We start from the raw sequence: 21,319 nt of genomic DNA, 5'->3' as shown, positions 1-21,319 counted from the left end.
TAAATAGTAAAAGATCATGTTAAAAAGTAAAATAGACCAAGCTACAGATTTTGAAAAAAGATTCGAAAATATTGATACTGTCGTTTTTGAAAACGCTACCGAAGCCTCTAAAGCAGTTGCGCAACAAATTGCAACTATCATTAAATCTAAGCAACAAAAAAACGAATCTTGTGTTTTAGGTTTAGCTACAGGTTCCTCTCCTAAGGGTTTGTATGCCGAATTAGTTCGTTTGCATAAAGAAGAAGGGCTCAGTTTTAAAAACGTTATCACATTCAATCTTGATGAATACTATCCTATGGAACCCGACTCTATAAATAGTTACGTTCGCTTTATGAAAGAATTGTTATTAGATCACGTAGATATTTTACCCGAGAATTATAATATCCCTGACGGAACCTTATCAAAAACAGAAATTGCAAGGTATTGCGCTACTTACGAGGAAAAGATTGAAAGCTTAGGCGGAATTGATCTGCAAATATTAGGAATTGGAGGAAACGGACATATTGGTTTTAACGAATCAGGGTCATTACAAAACTCAAAAACCAGATTGGTAGCCTTAGATCACATTACAAGAGTGGCTGCTAGTAAGGATTTTTCTGGCTTGAATAATACTCCTAGAACAGCCATTACATTAGGAGTAAAAAAAATAATGGAAGCTAAACAAGTCATTTTGATGGCTTGGGGAGAAGGAAAATCAAACATTGTAAAAGCCTCTGCCGAAGGAACTGTTACCAACCAAGTTCCTGCTTCCTTTTTGCAAGAACACAATAATGCTGTTTTTGTATTGGATAAAGAAGCGGCATCAAAATTAACGAGAATCAATAGACCGTGGCTCGTTTCTACAATTGACTGGACGGAACAATTGACTCGCAAAGCTGTTTTAGGATTAGCACTCGACCTTAAAAAACCAATTTTAATGCTTACTGATGCTGATTATATCGAAAACGGAATGAGCGATTTATTGGCTGATTCTGGTCCAGCTTACGACATCAACATTAAAATTTTTAATAATTTACAAAACACTATCACTGGATGGCCTGGTGGAAAACCAAATGCAGAGGATATAAATCGCCCAGAAAGAGCAGAACCAGCTAGAAAAAGAGTCCTTATTTTTAGTCCACATCCTGATGATGATATCATTAGTATGGGAGGAACTTTTATGCGTTTGCAACAACAAGGCCATGAGGTTCATGTTGCCTACCAAACTTCTGGTAATATAGCCGTTGCAGATGATGAAGCCTTGCGGTTTGCTCGTTTTGTATGCGATTACAATGATAAATTTTCAATAAAAAGTCCCGAAGCAGAGCAGATTTATAAAAATGCAACAGCCTTCCTTAAAAATAAAAAGAACAGCGAAATAGACATTCCAGAAGTTCGCTATTTAAAAGGTTTAATTCGAAAAGGAGAAGCGCGTTCTACCAGTAATTTCGTAGGATTAACAGATGATAAAATTCATTTTATGGAACTGCCATTTTATGAAACCGGAACAATAGAGAAAAAACCTCTTGGACCAGAAGACATTCAATTAACGATGGATCTCATTGAAAAAATAAAACCACATCAAATATATGCTGCTGGAGATTTGGCAGATCCACACGGAACTCATAAAGTATGCTTAGACGATATTTTTACTGCGGTAAAAAATCTTAAATCCAAAGACTACATGAAAGATTGCTGGGTTTGGCTCTATAGAGGTGCTTGGCAAGAATGGGGAATTGATGAAGTCGAAATGGCTGTTCCTATGAGTCCTGATCAAGTATTAGCAAAAAGACATGGGATTTTTAAACATCAGTCCCAAAAAGACGGTGTTGTATTTCAAGGATCTGATGCCAGAGAATTTTGGCAAAGAGCCGAAGATCGAAATAAAGAAACAGCCGAATTGTACATTCAGTTGGGATTATCCAATTATGCTGCAATGGAAGCTTTTGTGAGATGGCATTATTAATAATTAATCTAAAATTTAAATAATAAGCGATCATAAAACTATTTAATATTTATTTTTAAATTGAAAAAACCGCATATCCTTTAGCCTCTTTTTTGTATTTTAAGAGAATGATAAAGTGATATGCGGTTCTTTTTTATCAATTTAATAGTAAACAAATTAGTCACTAATTTTTTAAAATAGATTATTCTCCAGAAATAATACAATTAAAATTTACCCATTTATAAAGTTTAAAAAAAGTCTATAAAGAAATTGATATTGTTAAATTTATTTTTACATTTGCGTTATTCTTATTTGTTCTAAATAAAGAAACGTAAATCATTACTAAATTGTATTACAATGCCTAAAAAAATATTAGTTTCATTAGCCTTGATCGTTAGTTTTTTTGTTTCTGCACAAAAAAATAGTCTTTTAGAACCTTCATTCTGGAAAACAGCTCCTACAATTACAACTGTAAAAGCAGAAATAGATAAAGGAAACAATCCTTCAGAAAAGACTAAAAATGCTTTTGATGCTGTTGTATATGCCATAAATAATGATGCACCTGCAGCAACAATTCAGTTTCTAATAGAACAACCCGGAAATGGTGTAGAAAAATTAACACACGATAATAGAAGTTACCTGCATTGGGCAACCAACAAAGGAAATTTAGAAATTGTAAATTATTTAATTACAAAAGGATCTGATATTAATTTAGAAGATAGTCATGGCGCTACTCCTATTACCTTTGCTGTAACAAATGCGCAAAGCAATATCGCAGTATATGATGCTTTTTTTAAAAAAGGATTGGATCCAAAGAAAAAATACAAAGATGGAGCTACACTTTTATTAATGGGGATTTCTAACGATAAAGAGTTAGCCTTGAGCAATTACTTTATTTCAAAGGGATTATCTTATAAAGATACCGATAGCAATGGCAATACTGCTTTTAATTATGCTGCAAGAAATGGAAACATAACGATTTTAAAATCTTTACTTCAAAAAGGAGTAAAATATACTGATAATGCGTTAATTATTGCTGCAGAAGGTTCTCGTAGGGAAGCTAATACTTTAGAACTTTACAAATATTTAGTAGAAGACTTAAAATTAAAACCAACAGTAATTTCAGCAGACGGTAAAACAGTATTACACCATATTGCTCGCAAGCCCAATCAAACAGAGATTATTAACTATTTTATAAAAAAAGGAGTAAATACTAATAAAGCAGACAATGATGGTAATACTGCTTTGATGAATGCAGCTGCAGCAAAAGATACTGAGGCATTAGAATTACTATTATCAAATACAGACAATGTAAATGTTCAAAATAAAAAAGGGGAATCTGCTTTATCATTTGCAGTTCTATCTGGAACGCCTCAGTCTGTATCACTTTTACTTAATAAAAAAGCAAATAGTAATGTTATAGATAAAGAAGGTAATAATCTAGGGTATTACTTAATTCAATCTTTTCGTCCTCAAACATTAGAGCGCGGAACAGTAATTACAAATACTTCTAAAGCAGATCCTTTTGATGTAAAATTAAAATTGCTACAAGAAAACGGATTAAACATAGCACAAGTTCAAAAAGACGGAAGTACTTTATACCATTATGCGGTTGTAAAAAATGATTTAAATTTGCTTCAAAAAATCAGCACCTTAAACATTGATATCAATGCCAAAAATAAAGATGGATTAACGGCCTTGCATCGTGCGGCTATGATTGCAAAAAATGATACTATTTTAAAATATTTACTATCTATAGGAGCAAAAAAAGACATTAAAACGGACTTTGACGAAACAGTTTATGACCTAGCCAAAGAAAACGAAACCGTACAAAAAGACAATATTTCATTAGAATTTTTAAAATAAAAAAATGAACTCATTATTTAAAACAGCACTATTATGTGCATTTATCAGCCTTATTTCTTTTCAAGCTACTGCTCAAAGCACTAAATATAAATGCATGCTTCAAATGTCTAATTACATGGGCGAAGGTGCTTATGTGGTGGTTTCTTTAGTAAATGCAAAAGGAACTTATGAAAAAACCCTTTATGTAATGGGAGAAGATAAAAAATGGTATAAAAGTCTGAAGGAATGGCATAAATTCTACTCAAAAAAACCAACGAATATTAGTGCTATTACGGGCGCTTCTGTAACTGGCGGTGATCGTAGCATTACTACTATAGAAATTGAAGATTCTAAAATAAATACTGGTTATAAACTGCGTTTTGAATCTGCTGTAGAAGATCAAAAATACAACACAACTGATATAGAAATTCCACTAACTACTGCTGCAATGTCCGAGAAAACAGAAGGTAAAGGTTATATTCGTTATGTCCGTTTAAGCAAAATATAATAGTACAATTAGATGACTCTTTCATTTTGGAGGTATTCACACCTCGCTTTGGCGGTATTCTCGTCCCTATTTTTAGTTTTAGCTTCTGTTACAGGTTCTATTCTTGCTGTAGATGCGATTCAAGAGCAACTTCCAAATTATAAGGTTGAAAATTTTGACGCGATCACATTAACTAAAAGTTTGCCTAAGCTACGTGCCATTTACCCTGAAATAAATGAAATTCAGATTGATCATAATCAGTTTGTAAGTATTCAAGCAATTGATTCTTTAGGCAATGACGTAAATGCTTATATCGATCCAGTAAACGGAAAAGTGATTGGTTCAATATCAAAAAAAAGTGATTTCATTCAATGGATTACTGCTTTGCATCGTTCCTTATTTTTACACGAAACGGGTCGTATATTTATAGGTATTAATACCTTTTTTCTCTTTTTAATCGCTATTTCTGGAAGTGTTTTAATTCTTAAAAGACAAAAAGGATTGCGCAGTTTCTTTTCTAAAATTGTAAAAGAGAATTTTAGCCAATATTATCATGTTTTCTTAGGGCGAATAGCCTTAATCCCCATCTTGATTATTGCACTCTCTGGAACTTATTTGTCTATGGAGCGTTTTCATCTTTTTGATAATAAAAAAGAAAGTGTTTCGGAAATGAATACAGTTTCTACTATAGCTGCAAAAAAAATCGATTTAAAACACACTCATTTATCAGCTGTTACTAAAATCATATTCCCTTTTTCTGACGATAAAGAAGATTATTACACGTTTGAATTAAAAGATAGGAAAATTGAAGTAGATCAATATTCAAATGAAATTATAATAGAAAATATTTTCCCCAGAGCTGTTTTATTAACCAATCTGAGTTTGGATTTGCATACAGGTAGATCGAGCATAATTTGGGCAATTATACTTGGATTAGCTTCTATAAATATTGTATTTTTTATTTATTCTGGTTTTAGAATGACGCTTAAAAGAAGAGCCAATCGTATCAAGAATAAATATAAAGCTACTGAAAGCAAATATATAGTATTAGTTGGTTCAGAAAACGGAAGCACCTTGCGTTTTGGTAATGCCATTTTAAAACAACTAAATGATCAAGGTGAAAAAGCCCATCTTGCAGAATTAAATAACTATACCAATTATCCTAAAGCTGCTCATTTAATTATTCTTACTTCTACTTATGGCTTGGGCGATCCGCCATCTAATACCACAAAATTTATATCTCTTTTAGAAAAAAATAAGCAACAACAAGAAATTAATTATTCGGTAATTGGTTTTGGTTCTACCTCTTATCCTGATTTTTGTGCTTATGCTAAAGCCATAGATAGTTTGCTAGCTAAACAATCTTGGGCGAATCGTTATATAGAATTACAAACTGTGAACGATAAATCAGCACATGAATTTGTAAACTGGGTTCAATTATGGAATGCTCAAAGTAATATATTATTTGCTTCTACTCCTTCTTTATACAATCATATTCCGAATGGCTTAGAAAAATTGGTGGTTTTAGACAAAACAATGGTTTCAGAAAAAGATCAAACTTTTTTACTCACTTTGCGAGCAGGAATTCGAAGTAAATTTACCTCTGGTGATCTTTTGGCAATTTATCCCGCGAATGACAACAGGGAACGCTTGTATTCTATTGCTAAAAATAATGGAAATATTCAGTTAGCAATAAAACTACATCCTTCAGGACTTGGTTCTAGCTATTTAAATGAGCTGAAACCTGGAGAAACAATTAAGGCTCAATTATTAAATAATAAAACTTTTCATTTTCCTAAAAAAGTAAAAAAAATAGCGCTAATATCAAATGGAACTGGAATTGCACCTTTCCTTGGAATGATTTCACAAAACAAGAAAAAATCCGAAATTCATTTGTACTCTGGTTTTCGCCAAAACACCGCAATTACCACTGTCTATCAAAATTTTGCTTCAGAAATGAAACTTAAAAACCAACTATCTAACTTTCATATAGCTTATTCTCGCGAAGAAAATCATCAATATGTAATGGATCTTATCAAAAGAGATTCTGAATTCTTTGCCGATTTATTAGTAAATAATGGTTCAATAATGATATGCGGATCACTAAAAATGCAATTTGACGTCGAAAGTGTTTTAAATTCTATTTGCTTAATCCAAAATAAAACTCCTCTCTCTGAATATAAAACTATAGGTCAGATTCTAACCGATTGTTATTAATCTAAAACTGAAAATGAAATTTAGTACTACCTATTACATATTAATACTGCTACTCTGCTCTTTTTATACACAAGCTCAAGTGTTGCGCAAAAGAACTACAGTATTGATGGGTGGCCGTTTTGAAATTACTCTAGTTGCCAAAGATTCCTTAACAGCCGAACAAAGCATTGATGAGGTTATTTCTGAAATTTCCCGTATCGAATTTTTAATCTCAGATTGGAAGTCTACGTCTCAAGTATCCGAAATTAATCAAAACGCAGGAATACGACCTGTAAAAGTCCACAAAGAAGTTTTTGATCTAACTAAAAGAGCCATTCATTTATCTCAAATCACTAACGGTGCTTTTGACATTAGCTTTGCAGCAGTAGATAAAATCTGGAAATTTGATGGCTCCATGACAGCCATGCCTTCCGAAGAAAGCATTAAAAAATCAATAGAAAAAATAGGCTATAAAAACATCATTTTAGACAGTATAAACAGCACCGTTTTTTTGAAATTAAGAGGAATGAAAATTGCTTTTGGCGCACTTGGTGAAGGCTACGCCACAAATAAATGCCAAGAAATAATGCAAGCCAAAGGAATTCAATCCGGAATCATAAATGCCACAGGAGACATGAGTGTTTGGGGTACACAACCCAACGGAAAATCGTGGAATATTGGTCTTACTAATCCTTTTCATCCCAAAGATCTGTTAGCGATCATCGCATTAAAAAATACCGCAATTACCACCTCTGGATCCTACGAAAAATTTGTTGTTTTTAATGGTAAACGCTATTCTCATATTATTAATCCAATAACAGGTTATCCTGCAACGGGGTTATGCAGTGTAACTATTTTAGGACCAAATGCAGAAATAGCCAATGGTTTTAGCACATCGGCTATGGTTTTAGGAAAAAAAGAAGCAACAAAATTATTGAATAATTTTCCTAATTATCAGTATCTTTTTATTACGGATTCTGGTAAAATAATAAAATCTAAGAATTTCCCAAAGTATCAACGAAAGAAATAAAATACTACTTGGCCAATCTACTTTTTGATTTTTAACATCTTAACAAAATGATTGTTATTTTTTAAAGATAATAGGAATTATTCATTTAGAAACGACTCAATAAAGTAGCTGTTTTATTAAGTAAATATTAATTAATTTTTCTGAATTGATTTGAATAATTATCTATATTTGATTAGTAATCTTTAAGATATCAAAAAATAAAAATAATTTAATATTTATAAAATGAAAAAAATAATAACAGTAATTGCCATTGCATTCTTTACTATTAATCTGAGTGCGCAAGAAGTAAAAACTACTAAAGAAAAAGCTAAAAAAGAATCTTGCTGTGCAAAAAAAGAGAGTAAAACTATGAGTGCATCAGAAATTGCCAAGTGTCAAGCCAAATGCAAAGCAGAAGGTAAAAAATGTGATTCTGGTTCCGGAAAAAAATGCTAATCTATACCATTTGTATTTAATATATAAAAAACGCCTCTACAATTAGAGGCGTTTTTTATATATTAATAACTAGTTGTCAATCGTATGAACTGGTTTTATTTAACTCGAACACTCCATTCAAAATCCATTTCAGATACTTGAACTCCTTTTTCATCAGTTCCAATTGATTTCATCCAGAAGGTTTTTCCTTCACCAGTTGCTACAGTTTCCTGTATTGCTTTTTCTATAAGATGTCCATCATTACATACAAAAGTAATTCTACCGGTTGCTTTTTTTGTAAAATTACCTTTATTATTAGCAACTAACATAGAAATTTTCCTTCCACTCTTTTGAATTTGAAACATTACCAGAGCACCAGTAGAAAGCTCTGCAGCCATAGCTTGCACAGCAAAATACATGGAATTAAAAGGGTTCTGGTTAATCCATCTGTGTTTTACAGATACTATGCATTTGTTCTCATCTATATTTTTTACGCGAACACCACAAATAAATGCAGAAGGCAATTTGAACAATAGAAATTTATTAAGTTTTGATACGGTAAGTTTCATTATCAGTGGTTTTTTTGCTAAAATACAAAAAAATAGTATGCGTACATACAAAAATACATTTGTTAAATTTGTGTTAAATTTAGGTACTATGCGAAACAAGATACTGTCTTTTGAACATATATTTGCATAAGAAATTACTAGGTAAGCTATCTGGTACTAAAAAAAAGAGTTTCAATCATCATCATCAAAAAATCAAAACCATGGAATCAACAACTGAAAAAAACATTGCCACATTTACGCACTTGAGTGCCTTAACGAAATACTTTATCCCTTTTGGAAATTATATTTTTCCTATAATATTGTGGACCAGTAAAAAAGACAAATCTGAACTTGTAGATGAAAGCGGAAAACAGATTCTTAATTTTCAATTGAGTTTATTACTTTACTCTTTAATACTACTTGTAATTGCAGTTCCCACTTTTTTAGTTACGCTATTTAAAAACACTTCTTTTCAAAGCTTAAACTATAACAATGATTTTGAAATCTCAAATTTTAACTTTGAAGGTAATATCGGTTTACTAACTTTAGGATTTACATGTTTGTTAATTTTTGCCCTTTTAAAAATATCAGAATTCTTTTTAATCATTTATGCTTCTATAAAAACATCAAACGGTGAAAAATATAAATATCCTATCACAATTCCATTTATAAAATAAAAAACGATCTCATCATTCGTATCATGCAAAATCAATTTTCATCTTGCCAAGAAATAATGCTGGCACATCAATCAAAAAAAGAACAGTTTAATCAACTAAAACAACAAATGAATTATGAACATTGAAAACACAAAAGCCCAAATGCGCAAAGGGGTTCTCGAGTTCTGCATCTTATCTGTATTAAAAGAGAAAGATGCCTATACATCGGAGATATTAGACACTTTAAAAAACGCAAAATTACTAGTGGTTGAGGGAACTATTTATCCGCTACTAACTAGACTTAAAAACGACGGATTACTCAACTACCGTTGGGAAGAATCGACCTCTGGACCACCCAGAAAATATTATGGACTAACCGAAATAGGCCAAACTTTCTTAAACGAACTTAATGGTACTTGGACAGAACTATCCGATGCCGTAAACCTTATAACCAACCAAAAACAATAGTCATGAATAAAACTGTAAATATAAACTTAGGCGGAATGTTCTTCCATATAGATGAAGATGCATACCAAAAACTAACTCGTTATTTTGACGCCATAAAACGTTCTTTATCAAACTCATCTGGTCGTGATGAAATAATAAAAGATATTGAAATGCGCGTTTCAGAATTATTACATGAAAAACAAATTAGTGATAAACATGTTATTGTTTTAAAAGATGTAGATGAAGTTATTGCAGTAATGGGACAACCCGAAGATTACATTATAGAAGAGGAAAATACAAGCCATACTACCTTTAATAATTCGGATACTAGAGGAACTAAAAAACTGTATCGTGACAAAGAAAAAGGAATGATTGGTGGCGTTGCTTCTGGTTTAGGATATTATTTTGGAATAGATGCCGTATGGATCAGAGTGGTACTTATTCTATTAGTATTTGCTGGGTTTGGAACTGGTATTTTAGCTTATATCATTCTGTGGATTGTAACTCCTGAGGCAATAACTACTTCCGAAAAACTAGAAATGACTGGAGAACCAGTAACAATTTCAAACATAGAGAAAAAAGTTAGAGAAGAGTTTGAGAATGTTTCAGACAAATTCAAAAACGCAGATTATGACAAATACGGAAATCAAATTAAGAGTGGTGCTGGTAAATTAGGAAATTCATTAAGTGATTTCATCGTGACTCTTTTTAATGTGTTTGCAAAATTTCTAGGAATAATTTTAATCCTATCTGGTTTAGCAATGATTATCGTTTTTTTAGTTGGCGCCTTAACTTTAGGTTCTACTAATTTTGGAAACTTTCCTTTTCACCAATTTATTGAGTCAGGAAATTTTACAGATTATCCGATTTGGGTTTTTGGAGCATTGGTTTTTATAGCAATAGCAATTCCAAATTTCTTCTTGATACTTTTAGGATTTAAATTAGTGTCACCTAACATAAAATCAATAGGAAGCATTGCTAAATATACTTTATTAGCACTTTGGATAATTGCAATGGCGTTGTTAATTTCTATTGGAGTCAAACAAGCAAGCGCATTTGCTGTAGATGGTAGAGTCGTAAAAAAAGAGATCTTAAATTTAAAACCTACTGATACTCTTTTTATAAAGTTTACGCACAGTGATTATTTCGCAAAAAACATTAATGATCGCAATGACTTTATAATTTCACAGGACTCAACAGGAACAGATGTAATTTATTCGAATGAAGTTTCTTTAAAAATAGAAAAAACGAATGAAAAACTACCTTATATTCAGATTGAGAAAGAAGCAAAAGGAAAATCATTATCTGAAGCCAAGAAAAGAGCTGAACAAATTAAATACAGCTATAAAATAGAAGGAAGTCATTTAATTTTAGACAACTATTTGTTAACAGATTTAAAAAACAAATACAGAGATCAAGAAATTGAAATCACTTTATATTTACCAAAAGGAACTTTATTAAAACCGGATGAATCTTTGCGAAACTATGACCGCACCGATGCAGATTACTTTTTGTGGAATCCAGAATCTAATACTAATGTTTACAAAGTTGAGGAGAACAAAGTAAGATGTTTAAATTGTGATACTGAAGAAGACTATAATAGTGATTACGATTCTGAAAATGATACTAAGCAAACCTCAATAACTATCAATGAGAATGGGGTATCAGTTAAAGGAGATACTATAAAAAATTCAAAAAAAGTGTTTAAAGAATTAAAAATAAATAAAGACGGTATAATAATTAAAACTAACTAGTCATGCTAAAAATTTTAACATTAATCACAAAATTTATTTTAGTAACCTTAACCGCACTGTTGTTTGCATCTTGTAATTATTCTATAAATCTCAAGTCAATTAAAGGTAGCGGAAATATTACTACTGAAAAAAGAAATGTAGAAAGTGATTTTACAAGTATTGAAGTAAACAATTCTATTGAGGTTGTAATCGAACAATCGAATACTACAAAAATAATGGTTGAAGCTGATGATAATTTGCAAAAACACATCACTACAAAAGTAGAGAATGGCACTCTTATTATTTCATGCGATAAAAATTTTCAAATCGATACGAAAACAAAAAAAGTAAGTGTTAAAATGCCGATTATTGATGAATTAGAAGCTACTAGTAATTCAAAAATCACCAGCAAAAACACTTTAAAAGGAGAAAACATTCGTTTAAATACTTCTAGTGCTGCACGCATTAACATCAATATTGAATCGGATAATATTAGTTGTGATACCAGTAGCGGAAGCATCATTATACTTAATGGTAAATCATTAAAATTAGAAGCGAATGCATCTAGTGGAAGTGAAATAATTGCTGTAAAGATGCTTGCTAATGAAGTTATTGCAGATGTATCTAGTGGAGCAAGGATTAGTGTTCATCCAATTGTTAAGTTAAATGCTGAAGCTTCTAGCGGAGGAAGTATTACATATGACATTCAGCCTAAATCGATATCTAAAAATACAAGTTCTGGCGGAAGTATCGATCAAGAATAAAAAAAAGCAGGTAAATATAAAAAAATCATCCATCAAAAAATGGATGATTTTTTTATATTTGTAAATACATTAATACAAATAATCATGAAAAAATACCTTACGCTACTCCTACTCTTTTTAGCAACAACGATCTTGTTTGCTCAAAAAAAAGAAAAGATAAAAGGATCTAAAATAGTAACCATAGAACGTAGAGAAGTTGGTAAATTTTCAGCTTTGCTGATTGAAGATAATCTTGAGGTATATTTAGAAAGAGGAGAAAAAGCAGAATTAAAGATAGAAGCTGACGAAAATTTACAGGATATTATTTCTTTTGAATTGCATGACAGCACCTTGCGTATTTTTACGACAAAGAATATCACTAATTACAAAAAAATAATAGTAAAAGTCACTTATACCGATGAATTAAATCTAATCACTTCAAAAGATGATACGACCATCAACTCGATTCAGGAACTTTTATTAAATTCAATTACGATAAAAGCACAAGATGCGTCAAAATTATTTTTAAATGCCAATACCAAAGATTTTTTACTTCAAGCAGGAGACAAAACAAAAACAGAACTGAATTTAAAATCAGAAAATGCAACTGTTGAACTAAATAAAAATGCTTCTTTAAAAGCATTGATCAACACCAGTTTTTTAAAGGTGGATCAGTATCAAAAAACAAATGCAACTATTGAAGGAACTGCTCTAAACACGGCTATTCGATTAGACAATAATGCAACCTTTGTTGGAAATAAGTTAACTACTAAAAAAGGAGACATTACAGCAGAAAGCTATTCTTCCTGCAGTTTATTTGTAGAAAAAGAAGTGATGATTGAGGCAACAAATAAATCTGAAATTCAACTCTTGGGAAATCCAAAAATAGAAATACGCAAGTTTTTAGATGAAGCTAAACTTCTTAAAAAATTGAAGTAAAAACATGTATTTTATAATTAAGAAAAATTCTTTAATACAGTATATGAAGTATAAAAAAAGAGTCCCAATTTGTAAAAATTGGGACTCTTTTTTTATACTATTTTATAATCACTTATTCTTTAGAAGCTAAATAGCGTTCTGCATCTAGAGCAGCCATACAACCTGTTCCAGCAGCAGTAATTGCTTGACGGTATACGCTGTCTGCAGCATCTCCGGCAACAAAAACACCTGGCACATTCGTTTTAGCACTTCCAGGAGTATTAACAATATATCCTGTTTCATCTAGAGTGATGTAATCCTTAAAAATATCAGTATTAGGCTTATGACCAATAGCTACGAAAAAACCTGTAGCCTCAATTGTAGCAGTTTCACCATTATTTTTATTCAACACTTTTACTCCAGTTACTACTTGCTCGTCTCCTAAAACCTCAATAGTATCGTGATTCATTAAAATGGTAATATTTTCGGTTTTGCGAACACGTTCTTCCATAATTTTAGAAGCTCTAAATTTTTCGCTTCTAACCAACATGGTTACTTTTTTACAAAGTTTAGATAAGTAATGTGCTTCTTCACAAGCAGAGTCTCCTGCTCCAACGATAACTACTTCTTGATTTCTGTAGAAAAAACCATCGCATACCGCACAGGCAGAAACTCCACCACCCATTTTTAAATAATGTTGTTCTGAAGGTAAACCTAAATATTTAGCAGAAGCTCCTGTAGAAATAATTACAGTTTCACAATGCAATTCTTTAGTTCCGTTGATCCACACTTTATGTACATTATCTGAAAAATAAACTTCAGTTGCCCAGCCATCACGTACATCTGTACCAAAACGTTTAGCTTGCGCTTCTAAACCTACCATCATCTCTGGACCCGTTATTCCTTCTGGATTTCCAGGCCAGTTTTCTACTTCATTAGTTGTTGTTAGTTGTCCACCGGGCTGCATACCTTGATATAAAACAGGATTCATATTTGCTCTTGCAGCGTATATTGCAGCTGTATAACCAGCGGGACCAGAACCTATAATAAGACATTTAATTTTTTCTATTGTATCTGACATAATGGAATTTTATAATAATTTTTATTGATGCAAATGTATGTTTTTTATTAAAAAATCGATTCAAAAACCCATCACATTTAGCTATTTAAAAATAATCGCAATCAATTTAAAACTATCACTTGTAAAACACAAAAAAAGTTTTATCTTTGCACTCGATTACGGGGTGTAGCGTAGCTCGGTTATCGCGCCTGCTTTGGGAGCAGGAGGCCGCAGGTTCGAATCCTGCCACCCCGACAAAAAAGCTGAACAGCAATGTTCGGCTTTTTTTATGGAACTAATTTAAAAAAAAGCAACTCCACTTTTCAACTTGATTTTTAAACCAAAAACGGGATTTCAAACCAATAAAAATACCCAAAAGAACAATAAAACAATTGTAAACTGTATTGATTTGTTATTGTTAGAGAATAAAACCAACCAAAACACCTTTGTTTTTAAAACCCTGAAAAACCGATAATAGGATAAAAATTCACGTCAATAGTAGGAACAACAGCTATAAAATAGTGATAGACTGTCAAAATAAAAATGGGTAAATAGCAAGGAATCAAACTTTAAGAAATGTTTACAAAATAGATTTTTTGAAACCATAAATAATTGTATTTTTACCGTTCAAAATTATAAAAATAAATGGGCAAAATCATCGCGATTGCTAATCAAAAAGGAGGAGTTGGAAAGACTACAACATCGGTTAATCTTGCTGCTTCATTAGGAGTTTTAGAAAAGAAAGTATTACTTATTGATGCTGATCCACAAGCAAATGCCAGCTCTGGAGTTGGAATTGATGTTGAATCTGTTGAAATTGGTACCTATCAAATTCTAGAACACAGTCATACTCCAAAAGAGGCTATTATAAAGTGTAATGCTATAAACGTAGATATTATTCCAGCACATATTGATCTTGTGGCTATCGAAATAGAATTGGTAGACAAAGAGAACAGAGAATATATGTTTAAAAAAGCGCTAGAAAGCATTAAAGATGACTACGACTACATCATTATTGATTGTGCTCCTTCATTAGGATTGCTAACTTTGAATGCATTGACTGCTGCTGATTCTGTAATCATTCCAATTCAATGTGAATATTTTGCATTAGAAGGTCTAGGTAAATTGTTAAATACTATAAAAAGTATCCAAAAAATACACAATCCAGATTTAGATATAGAAGGATTATTATTGACGATGTTCGATTCTAGATTGCGTTTGTCTAACCAAGTAGTAGAAGAGGTTCAAAAACATTTTAATGACATGGTTTTTGACACAATCATACAAAGAAATGTAAAATTGAGTGAAGCACCTAGTTTTGGCGAAAGCATTATAAACTATGACGCAACAAGTAAAGGGGCTATTAATTATCTGCACTTGGCTCAAGAAGTTATAAAGAAAAACAGTAAATAGTTTTATGGCAAAAGCACTTAAAAAACAAGCCTTAGGAAGAGGGTTATCAGCATTATTAAAAGATCCAGAAAACGATATAAAATCTGTTGATGATAAGAATGCAGATAAAGTAGTGGGAAATATTATTGAGCTTGAAATAGAAGCTATTGAAATAAATCCTTTTCAGCCTAGAAGTAACTTCAATGAAGAATCGCTAAGAGAACTAGCAACTTCTATTAGAGAATTAGGTGTTATTCAGCCTATTACTGTTAGAAAGCTAGAATTTAATAAGTACCAATTAATTTCTGGAGAACGTCGTCTTCGCGCTTCTACTTTAGTGGGATTGACTACTGTTCCTGCTTACATTCGTATTGCAAATGATAACGAATCGCTGGTTATGGCATTGGTAGAAAACATCCAGCGTCATGATTTAGATCCAATAGAAATTGCACTTTCTTACCAACGTTTAATTGATGAAATTCAATTAACGCAGGAGCAAATGAGTGAACGTGTGGGTAAAAAAAGATCTACAATCGCCAATTATTTACGACTATTAAAGTTAGATCCAATTATCCAAACTGGGATTCGTGATGGTTTTATTAGTATGGGTCATGGACGTGCGATAATCAATATTGAAGATCTTGATATTCAAACTGACATCTATCAAAAAATCGTAAGTCAAAACTTATCGGTACGTGATACAGAGGCATTGGTAAAAAACTATCAAGAAAGTTTAAAACCTAAACCCGAAGGAAAGCCTAAAACAGCTTCTTTTGAAATTGAGGACTCTCAAAAAAACCTCTTTGTCAATTATTTTGGAGCTAAAGTAGATGTTAAAATAGCTGGAAATGGCAAAGGTAAAATTACCATTCCTTTTGACTCTGAAGAAGATTTTAATAGAATCATTAAATTAATAAACGAATAAGTGAATAAAATTATTTTCATAGTTCTATTCTTATTTAGCCTTGGAACTGCAACTGTTTATTCGCAAAAAAAAACAGATGCAGTTCTTGTGGCTAAAGACACTTTGAAATCAAATGACATTGATCCTTTGACTCCAGCAAAAGCTGCTTTTTTCTCAGCAGTTTTACCAGGTTTAGGACAAGCCTACAACAAAAAATATTGGAAAATTCCTTTAGTTTATGGTGCTCTTGGTACCAGTCTTTATTTTTATATTGATAATAATAAAAAATACCATCAGTATAGAGATGCTTATAAAAGCAGATTAGAAGGATATGTCACCGACGATTTAGCTTTTTTAGACAATACTCGATTAATTGCTGCACAAAAATTTTACCAAAGAAATCGCGACTTATCGGCTTTAATTACAATCGCATTTTATGCGTTAAATATTATTGATGCCAATGTAGATGCCGCTTTAATCCAATTTAATGTTGATGAATCTCTATCGATACGTCCAGTACTTTACCCAAATGATGTAACATTAAAAACAAATGTTGGACTAACCCTTAATTACCGTTTTTAATAGGTAAAATTAAGAACATACAAATTTAAATAAATACCCAGTATGAGATTAAATGACAAAATAGGAAATAGGTATTATTTAATAATCATTTCGTTTCTAATTTTGATTAATTTAATAAATTACTCCAATATCAAAAGTTTTGAATCCTTAAGAATGAATGATTTTTTTTCAGGAGCATTTATTGGAATACTCATACCATTAGCTTTTGTAGGAATGCTAAATTACATAAAAACTAAATAAATGAAAATTGCGCTTTTAGGATATGGAAAAATGGGTCAAGTTATTGAGCGAATAGCGCTTGAAAGAGGCCATGAAATCGTTTTGAAAAAAGACGAAAACAGCACTTTTGAAGGACTTTCTAATGCTGATGTAGCAATTGATTTTAGTGTTCCCTCTGCTGCAGTTCAAAATATCTCTGCTTGTTTTCATGCTAATGTTCCTGTAATTTCAGGGACAACAGGTTGGCTCGAACACTATGATGAAATGGTCGCGTTGTGTAAGTCTACTAATGGTGGATTTATCTCTAGCTCTAATTTTAGTTTAGGGGTAAATATTTTCTTTGAAATCAATGAATATTTGGCAAAAATCATGTCAAAATTTGATTCTTATTCTGTAAATATGGAAGAAATTCATCATACTCAAAAATTAGATGCACCAAGCGGAACGGCAATTTCATTAGCCAGAGGAATAATCGAAAATAGTTCTTACACGGAGTGGACTTTAGAAAATGCAGCGCCAAAACAAATTCATATAGAAACCAAACGAATAGGATCAGTACCGGGAACACACACGGTAACTTACAATTCGGGCGTAGACGCAATAGAAATAAAACATACTGCTCACAATCGAGAAGGTTTTGCTCTTGGAGCCTTAATTGCTGCAGAATGGATTGTTGGCAAACAAGGCGTTTTTACTATGAAGGATGTTCTAGAACTTTAAAAGGGTTTTAATCTATTATTTTTTGTATTTATTTTATAATTTTCAATCAAATATATTAATCACAAACATTGTCGAGTTAGCTCCTGTTTAGCTTAGCAATTATTTAATCAAAAAAACATCATATTATGTCAGTATATCAATGGTTTATTTTTTTCTTGCTTATCCAAATCGTTCACTTTTTAGGAACTTGGAAATTGTATGAAAGCGCTGGTAGAAAAAAATGGGAAGCAGCAATTCCTGTGTATAATGCAATCGTTTTAATGAAAATAATAAAAAGACCTACCTGGTGGACCATTTTATTATTTCTTCCTATTATCAACTTGATTATGTTTCCTGTTGTTTGGATAGAAACGTTACGTAGTTTTGGAAAACGCTCTACTTTAGATACTTTTTTAGGAATTTTTACTCTTGGATTTTATATCTATTATGTAAACTACACACAAAAATTAGAGTTCGTATCAGACAGAAGTTTAGTTCCAAAATCAAAAACAGCAGATACGATAAGTTCTTTGCTTTTTGCAGTTATTGTAGCCACATTGGTACATACTTATTTAATTCAACCGTACACAATCCCAACTTCTTCATTAGAAAAATCATTATTAGTTGGAGATTTTCTATTTGTTAGCAAAATGAATTACGGAGCTAGAGTACCTATGACTACTATTGCATTACCGATGGTTCATGACTCAATTCCCTTGACAAAACTAAAATCCTACTTATCCTATCCTCAATTGCCGTACATGAGATTACCGGGAATTCAGAATATTAATCGTACCGATATTGTAGTTTTTAACTGGCCCGTAGATACTGTATATCGTTTTTTTGACACATCAAAAAGACGTGCTTATAAGCCTGTTGACAAAAAATCAAATTATGTAAAAAGATGTGTTGGTATACCTGGAGATTCTTTGGCTATAAAAGATGGAGTCGTTTACATTGATGGTAAAATATTACAATTACCAGAGAGAGCAAAACCACAATTCTCTTATAAAATTGCTTTTGATGGAAAAACTGCTGTTAATCTTGAATATTTATTTAAAGATTTAGACATAACAGATCCAGCTTTTTTTACAAATGACGTAAAAAGAGATACTCTTTTTTTAAGTGCATTAACAGAAGTTGGAGCGCAAAGATTTAAAGACACACCCGGAATTACAGCTGTTATAAGACAAATTTCTACTGCTCCAGACAATGGCGTTTTTCCACATATTAACAAATGGAATAAGGATAATTACGGACCAATATACATTCCGCAACAAGGAAAAACTGTTGCTTTGAACTTAGAAACGTTACCTTTTTACAAAGCGATAATAACAGATTACGAAAATAATGAGTTAAAGGTAGAGGGTTCAGAAATAAAAATTAATGGCAAAGTAGCAACTACTTATACCTTTAATCAAAATTATTATTGGATGATGGGAGACAACCGTCACAACTCTGAAGATAGCCGTTATTGGGGTTTTGTACCACAAAATCATATCGTAGGAAAACCTATTTTTATCTGGCTAAGTATTGATCCGAACGGTAAAGGAATAAATAAAATACGCTGGGATAGAGTTTTTACTACAGTTAGTGGTGAAGGACAACCTCAATCCTACTTTAAATTGTTCTTACTCGGTTTAGTAGTTTTCTTTGTAGGTGAATATTTTTGGAAAAAAAGAAAAAAGACAAAAGTGTAAACATAAGGAATTGAAAGGGTAAGGTTTAAAATAATATTAGACTTTACTCTTTACTTTTTAAACTAGTAAACAAATGAATACTTTAATACACCCTACCTATTTCCCATCGATTAGTCATTTCGTTGCTATGGCTCAGGCGGATAAAATTACTTTTGAAATTGAGGATAATTTCCAAAAACAAACCAATAGAAATAGAACTTATATCTACAGTCCAAACGGAATTTTATTACTAAACATTCCAATTAAGCATTCAAAAGAAAACCGTCAAAAAACAAAAGAAATTAGAATTGAACCTGATTTTGATTGGCAAAAACAACATTTTAAATCTTTAGAAGCAGCCTATAGAAGTTCTCCTTTTTTCGAGTTTTTTGAAGATGATCTTCGTCCTCTTTTCGAAAAAAAGTATGAGTTCTTATTAGATCTTAATTTTGAAGTATTAGATATTGTATTCAAATGTTTAAGAATGAAAGTGGAATACAATAAAACTACCGAATATTTTCATCAATTAGATCAGAATAATATGTCTGACTATAGAAATTTAGTTGAAGGAAAAAAAGACATTTCTGAATTTGAGAAATACACTCAGGTTTTTGATGATAAATATGGATTCCTTAACAACCTTAGTATTTTGGATCTATTATTCAATGAAGGCAAATATGCAATGGATTATCTTAAAGAACAAAAATTAATCATCAAATAGTAAAGTCACTTTTACTCTAATGATAATCGTGCAAGGATAGGAAAATGATCTGAATTGATAAAACTAGGGAAGCTTTCAAAACTCTTGACAGTCATTTTTTCATCAGTAAAAATATAATCAATTCTAGCGGGATAATATCTAAATTTATAGGTGCTTCCAAAACCAGTTCCAGCTTCTTCAAAACCATCCTTCATTTTCCCCTTAATACTTCTGTAAACATAAGAAAAAGCACTGTTATTCATATCTCCGCAGATGATAATTGGATAAGTACATTCCGTTTTATGAGTAGCAAATATTTCAGCTTGTTGCTGTTGTTGCTTAAAAGCTTTACTGATTCTAATAAACAACTTTTGCGATTTCTGCTGGTTAATGACATCAATATTCTCATCTATTTCATTTACATCTGGAGAAATTTTAATGGATTGCAAGTGCATGTTGTACACTCGGATAATATCCTTTCCTTTTTTTATATCTGCAAAAACAACATTATTATTAGAATTTGGAAAAATGATATTTCCCTGATTGATAATAGGAAATTTAGAGAAAATAGCTTGACCGCCTTTAATTTTATCACCTGTTGTAAAAATATAGCGGTGTGGATAAACTTTTAGATCAATATTAGCAGAAGGTGCGTATTCCTGAATGCACAAAATATCGGGATTTTTTTCATTTATAAAACCTACAATATCTGTTGGAACATCATCTCTGTCAATCCACTTAAAAACGTTTAACAGACGAACATTATAACTCATTACAGTAAAGTCATCTTCTTCTACAGAAAATTTTGGAGCAGAAAATTTGTAGAATTTATTTATAAAAGTAATTCCTAACAATAAAACTAAACCGGAAACTACCAATTGTTTTTTAAATTGAAATGCCCAATAAATAAAAAACAAAGCATTAAATATAAAAAAAAGAGGCATGAAAAGAGTTAATACTGACAACAAAGGAAAAGATTTTGGGGCCAAGAAAGGCAAAACATAAGCAATGAAAGTCACCAGTGTAAGAACAATATTTAAAAAAAACATTACTTTATTAAACCATGACAGATTTTTCATTTGCTATATTTTAGTATTATCAAACAGACATAAAAAATAGATAGGATATGGGCCAAAACTTATA

General features: G+C 31.5%; 21 protein-coding genes and 1 tRNA gene. 19 read left to right on the top strand and 3 right to left on the bottom strand.

What is annotated here, in order from left to right; translation table 11 throughout:
* The first annotated feature begins 16 nt into the window (after positions 1–16).
* The 6 genes from nagB to H2650_RS05445 all read left to right on the top strand — a co-directional run bounded on the left by nagB (position 17) and on the right by H2650_RS05445 (position 7,917).
* Positions 17–1,945 carry a glucosamine-6-phosphate deaminase gene (gene nagB, locus H2650_RS05470; RefSeq protein ID WP_188049751.1) on the top strand — a complete coding sequence of 643 codons (1,929 nt, stop codon included), beginning with the start codon at positions 17–19 and terminating at the stop codon, positions 1,943–1,945.
* 336 nt (positions 1,946–2,281) lie between these two features.
* Positions 2,282–3,790 (top strand): ankyrin repeat domain-containing protein, encoded by a 1,509-nt coding sequence (locus H2650_RS05465; RefSeq protein ID WP_188049750.1) that lies wholly within the window; start codon positions 2,282–2,284, stop codon positions 3,788–3,790.
* Between the two features lie 4 nt (positions 3,791–3,794).
* A complete protein-coding gene (locus H2650_RS05460; RefSeq protein ID WP_188049749.1) occupies positions 3,795–4,277 on the top strand; it encodes a DUF2271 domain-containing protein in 483 nt (160 codons plus the stop codon).
* 12 nt (positions 4,278–4,289) lie between these two features.
* Positions 4,290–6,473 carry a PepSY domain-containing protein gene (locus H2650_RS05455; protein ID WP_188049748.1) on the top strand — a complete coding sequence of 728 codons (2,184 nt, stop codon included), beginning with the start codon at positions 4,290–4,292 and terminating at the stop codon, positions 6,471–6,473.
* Between the two features lie 13 nt (positions 6,474–6,486).
* Complete coding sequence (locus H2650_RS05450; RefSeq protein WP_255462799.1) at positions 6,487–7,482, top strand: FAD:protein FMN transferase; 996 nt, start codon at positions 6,487–6,489, stop codon at positions 7,480–7,482.
* Between the two features lie 222 nt (positions 7,483–7,704).
* Positions 7,705–7,917: a hypothetical protein gene (locus H2650_RS05445; protein ID WP_188049747.1), complete on the top strand. Its 213-nt coding sequence runs from the start codon at positions 7,705–7,707 to the stop codon at positions 7,915–7,917.
* A gap of 95 nt (positions 7,918–8,012) precedes the next feature.
* Here the strand turns inward: H2650_RS05445 and H2650_RS05440 are convergent, their stop codons facing one another.
* Entirely contained in the window at positions 8,013–8,465 is a 453-nt protein-coding gene (locus H2650_RS05440; RefSeq protein ID WP_188049746.1) for a DUF4442 domain-containing protein, read from the bottom strand.
* A gap of 200 nt (positions 8,466–8,665) precedes the next feature.
* On the opposite strand from H2650_RS05440, the gene H2650_RS05435 reads away from it, so the two are divergent.
* The 5 genes from H2650_RS05435 to H2650_RS05415 all read left to right on the top strand — a co-directional run bounded on the left by H2650_RS05435 (position 8,666) and on the right by H2650_RS05415 (position 12,962).
* On the top strand, positions 8,666–9,121 hold the full coding sequence (locus H2650_RS05435; RefSeq protein WP_188049745.1) for a DUF4870 domain-containing protein: 456 nt from the start codon (positions 8,666–8,668) through the stop codon (positions 9,119–9,121).
* A 114-nt stretch (positions 9,122–9,235) separates the two neighbouring features.
* Positions 9,236–9,568, top strand: a complete 333-nt coding sequence (locus tag H2650_RS05430; protein WP_091205948.1) for a PadR family transcriptional regulator — start codon at positions 9,236–9,238, stop codon at positions 9,566–9,568.
* A 2-nt stretch (positions 9,569–9,570) separates the two neighbouring features.
* Positions 9,571–11,301, top strand: a complete 1,731-nt coding sequence (locus tag H2650_RS05425; RefSeq protein ID WP_188049744.1) for a PspC domain-containing protein — start codon at positions 9,571–9,573, stop codon at positions 11,299–11,301.
* 2 nt (positions 11,302–11,303) lie between these two features.
* Positions 11,304–12,044 (top strand): head GIN domain-containing protein, encoded by a 741-nt coding sequence (locus H2650_RS05420; RefSeq protein ID WP_188049743.1) that lies wholly within the window; start codon positions 11,304–11,306, stop codon positions 12,042–12,044.
* 84 nt (positions 12,045–12,128) lie between these two features.
* Positions 12,129–12,962, top strand: a complete 834-nt coding sequence (locus H2650_RS05415) for a GIN domain-containing protein (protein WP_188049742.1) — start codon at positions 12,129–12,131, stop codon at positions 12,960–12,962.
* Positions 12,963–13,074: 112 nt separating this feature from the next.
* On the opposite strand, the gene trxB is transcribed toward H2650_RS05415, so the two are convergent.
* Positions 13,075–14,022, bottom strand: a complete 948-nt coding sequence (gene trxB / locus H2650_RS05410) for a thioredoxin-disulfide reductase (RefSeq protein WP_188049741.1) — start codon at positions 14,020–14,022, stop codon at positions 13,075–13,077.
* 159 nt (positions 14,023–14,181) lie between these two features.
* Here trxB and H2650_RS05405 point away from each other — a divergent pair.
* The 8 genes from H2650_RS05405 to H2650_RS05370 all read left to right on the top strand — a co-directional run bounded on the left by H2650_RS05405 (position 14,182) and on the right by H2650_RS05370 (position 20,197).
* Positions 14,182–14,256, top strand: a tRNA-Pro gene (locus H2650_RS05405).
* A 390-nt stretch (positions 14,257–14,646) separates the two neighbouring features.
* Positions 14,647–15,414, top strand: a complete 768-nt coding sequence (locus H2650_RS05400; RefSeq protein ID WP_188049740.1) for a ParA family protein — start codon at positions 14,647–14,649, stop codon at positions 15,412–15,414.
* A gap of 4 nt (positions 15,415–15,418) precedes the next feature.
* Positions 15,419–16,318, top strand: coding sequence for a ParB/RepB/Spo0J family partition protein (locus H2650_RS05395; RefSeq protein ID WP_188049739.1), 900 nt, complete (start codon positions 15,419–15,421; stop codon positions 16,316–16,318).
* On the top strand, positions 16,319–16,879 hold the full coding sequence (locus H2650_RS05390) for a DUF5683 domain-containing protein (RefSeq protein ID WP_188049738.1): 561 nt from the start codon (positions 16,319–16,321) through the stop codon (positions 16,877–16,879). It begins immediately after the preceding gene.
* A gap of 42 nt (positions 16,880–16,921) precedes the next feature.
* The gene (locus H2650_RS05385) at positions 16,922–17,119 is read left to right on the top strand and encodes a hypothetical protein (protein WP_188049737.1); all 198 of its coding nucleotides are present in this window, start codon (positions 16,922–16,924) and stop codon (positions 17,117–17,119) included.
* Complete coding sequence (gene dapB, locus H2650_RS05380; RefSeq protein ID WP_188049736.1) at positions 17,120–17,818, top strand: 4-hydroxy-tetrahydrodipicolinate reductase; 699 nt, start codon at positions 17,120–17,122, stop codon at positions 17,816–17,818.
* Positions 17,819–17,943: 125 nt separating this feature from the next.
* Positions 17,944–19,497, top strand: a complete 1,554-nt coding sequence (gene lepB, locus H2650_RS05375) for a signal peptidase I (protein WP_188049735.1) — start codon at positions 17,944–17,946, stop codon at positions 19,495–19,497.
* A 73-nt stretch (positions 19,498–19,570) separates the two neighbouring features.
* A complete protein-coding gene (locus tag H2650_RS05370; RefSeq protein ID WP_188049734.1) occupies positions 19,571–20,197 on the top strand; it encodes a WbqC family protein in 627 nt (208 codons plus the stop codon).
* 11 nt (positions 20,198–20,208) lie between these two features.
* On the opposite strand, the gene H2650_RS05365 is transcribed toward H2650_RS05370, so the two are convergent.
* On the bottom strand, positions 20,209–21,255 hold the full coding sequence (locus H2650_RS05365) for an endonuclease/exonuclease/phosphatase family protein (protein WP_188049733.1): 1,047 nt from the start codon (positions 21,253–21,255) through the stop codon (positions 20,209–20,211).
* Positions 21,256–21,319 lie beyond the last annotated feature (64 nt).

This window comes from Flavobacterium sp. GP15, from assembly GCF_014281985.1.
Classification (GTDB): domain Bacteria; phylum Bacteroidota; class Bacteroidia; order Flavobacteriales; family Flavobacteriaceae; genus Flavobacterium; species Flavobacterium pygoscelis.
Note: the sequence above shows the minus strand (reverse complement) of the source record. Positions and strands in the feature narration are given on the sequence as shown.

Excerpts from the sequence above, each read along its gene's own strand:
- nagB (WP_188049751.1), top strand. The coding sequence starts at position 17 with ATGTTAAAAAGTAAAATAGACCAAGCTACAGATTTTGAAAAAAGATTC.
- H2650_RS05465 (WP_188049750.1), top strand. The coding sequence starts at position 2,282 with ATGCCTAAAAAAATATTAGTTTCATTAGCCTTGATCGTTAGTTTTTTT.
- H2650_RS05460 (WP_188049749.1), top strand. The coding sequence starts at position 3,795 with ATGAACTCATTATTTAAAACAGCACTATTATGTGCATTTATCAGCCTT.
- H2650_RS05455 (WP_188049748.1), top strand. The coding sequence starts at position 4,290 with ATGACTCTTTCATTTTGGAGGTATTCACACCTCGCTTTGGCGGTATTC.
- H2650_RS05450 (WP_255462799.1), top strand. The coding sequence starts at position 6,487 with ATGAAATTTAGTACTACCTATTACATATTAATACTGCTACTCTGCTCT.
- H2650_RS05445 (WP_188049747.1), top strand. The coding sequence starts at position 7,705 with ATGAAAAAAATAATAACAGTAATTGCCATTGCATTCTTTACTATTAAT.
- H2650_RS05440 (WP_188049746.1), bottom strand. The coding sequence starts at position 8,465 with ATGAAACTTACCGTATCAAAACTTAATAAATTTCTATTGTTCAAATTG.
- H2650_RS05435 (WP_188049745.1), top strand. The coding sequence starts at position 8,666 with ATGGAATCAACAACTGAAAAAAACATTGCCACATTTACGCACTTGAGT.
- H2650_RS05430 (WP_091205948.1), top strand. The coding sequence starts at position 9,236 with ATGAACATTGAAAACACAAAAGCCCAAATGCGCAAAGGGGTTCTCGAG.
- H2650_RS05425 (WP_188049744.1), top strand. The coding sequence starts at position 9,571 with ATGAATAAAACTGTAAATATAAACTTAGGCGGAATGTTCTTCCATATA.
- H2650_RS05420 (WP_188049743.1), top strand. The coding sequence starts at position 11,304 with ATGCTAAAAATTTTAACATTAATCACAAAATTTATTTTAGTAACCTTA.
- H2650_RS05415 (WP_188049742.1), top strand. The coding sequence starts at position 12,129 with ATGAAAAAATACCTTACGCTACTCCTACTCTTTTTAGCAACAACGATC.
- trxB (WP_188049741.1), bottom strand. The coding sequence starts at position 14,022 with ATGTCAGATACAATAGAAAAAATTAAATGTCTTATTATAGGTTCTGGT.
- H2650_RS05400 (WP_188049740.1), top strand. The coding sequence starts at position 14,647 with ATGGGCAAAATCATCGCGATTGCTAATCAAAAAGGAGGAGTTGGAAAG.
- H2650_RS05395 (WP_188049739.1), top strand. The coding sequence starts at position 15,419 with ATGGCAAAAGCACTTAAAAAACAAGCCTTAGGAAGAGGGTTATCAGCA.
- H2650_RS05385 (WP_188049737.1), top strand. The coding sequence starts at position 16,922 with ATGAGATTAAATGACAAAATAGGAAATAGGTATTATTTAATAATCATT.
- dapB (WP_188049736.1), top strand. The coding sequence starts at position 17,120 with ATGAAAATTGCGCTTTTAGGATATGGAAAAATGGGTCAAGTTATTGAG.
- lepB (WP_188049735.1), top strand. The coding sequence starts at position 17,944 with ATGTCAGTATATCAATGGTTTATTTTTTTCTTGCTTATCCAAATCGTT.
- H2650_RS05370 (WP_188049734.1), top strand. The coding sequence starts at position 19,571 with ATGAATACTTTAATACACCCTACCTATTTCCCATCGATTAGTCATTTC.
- H2650_RS05365 (WP_188049733.1), bottom strand. The coding sequence starts at position 21,255 with ATGAAAAATCTGTCATGGTTTAATAAAGTAATGTTTTTTTTAAATATT.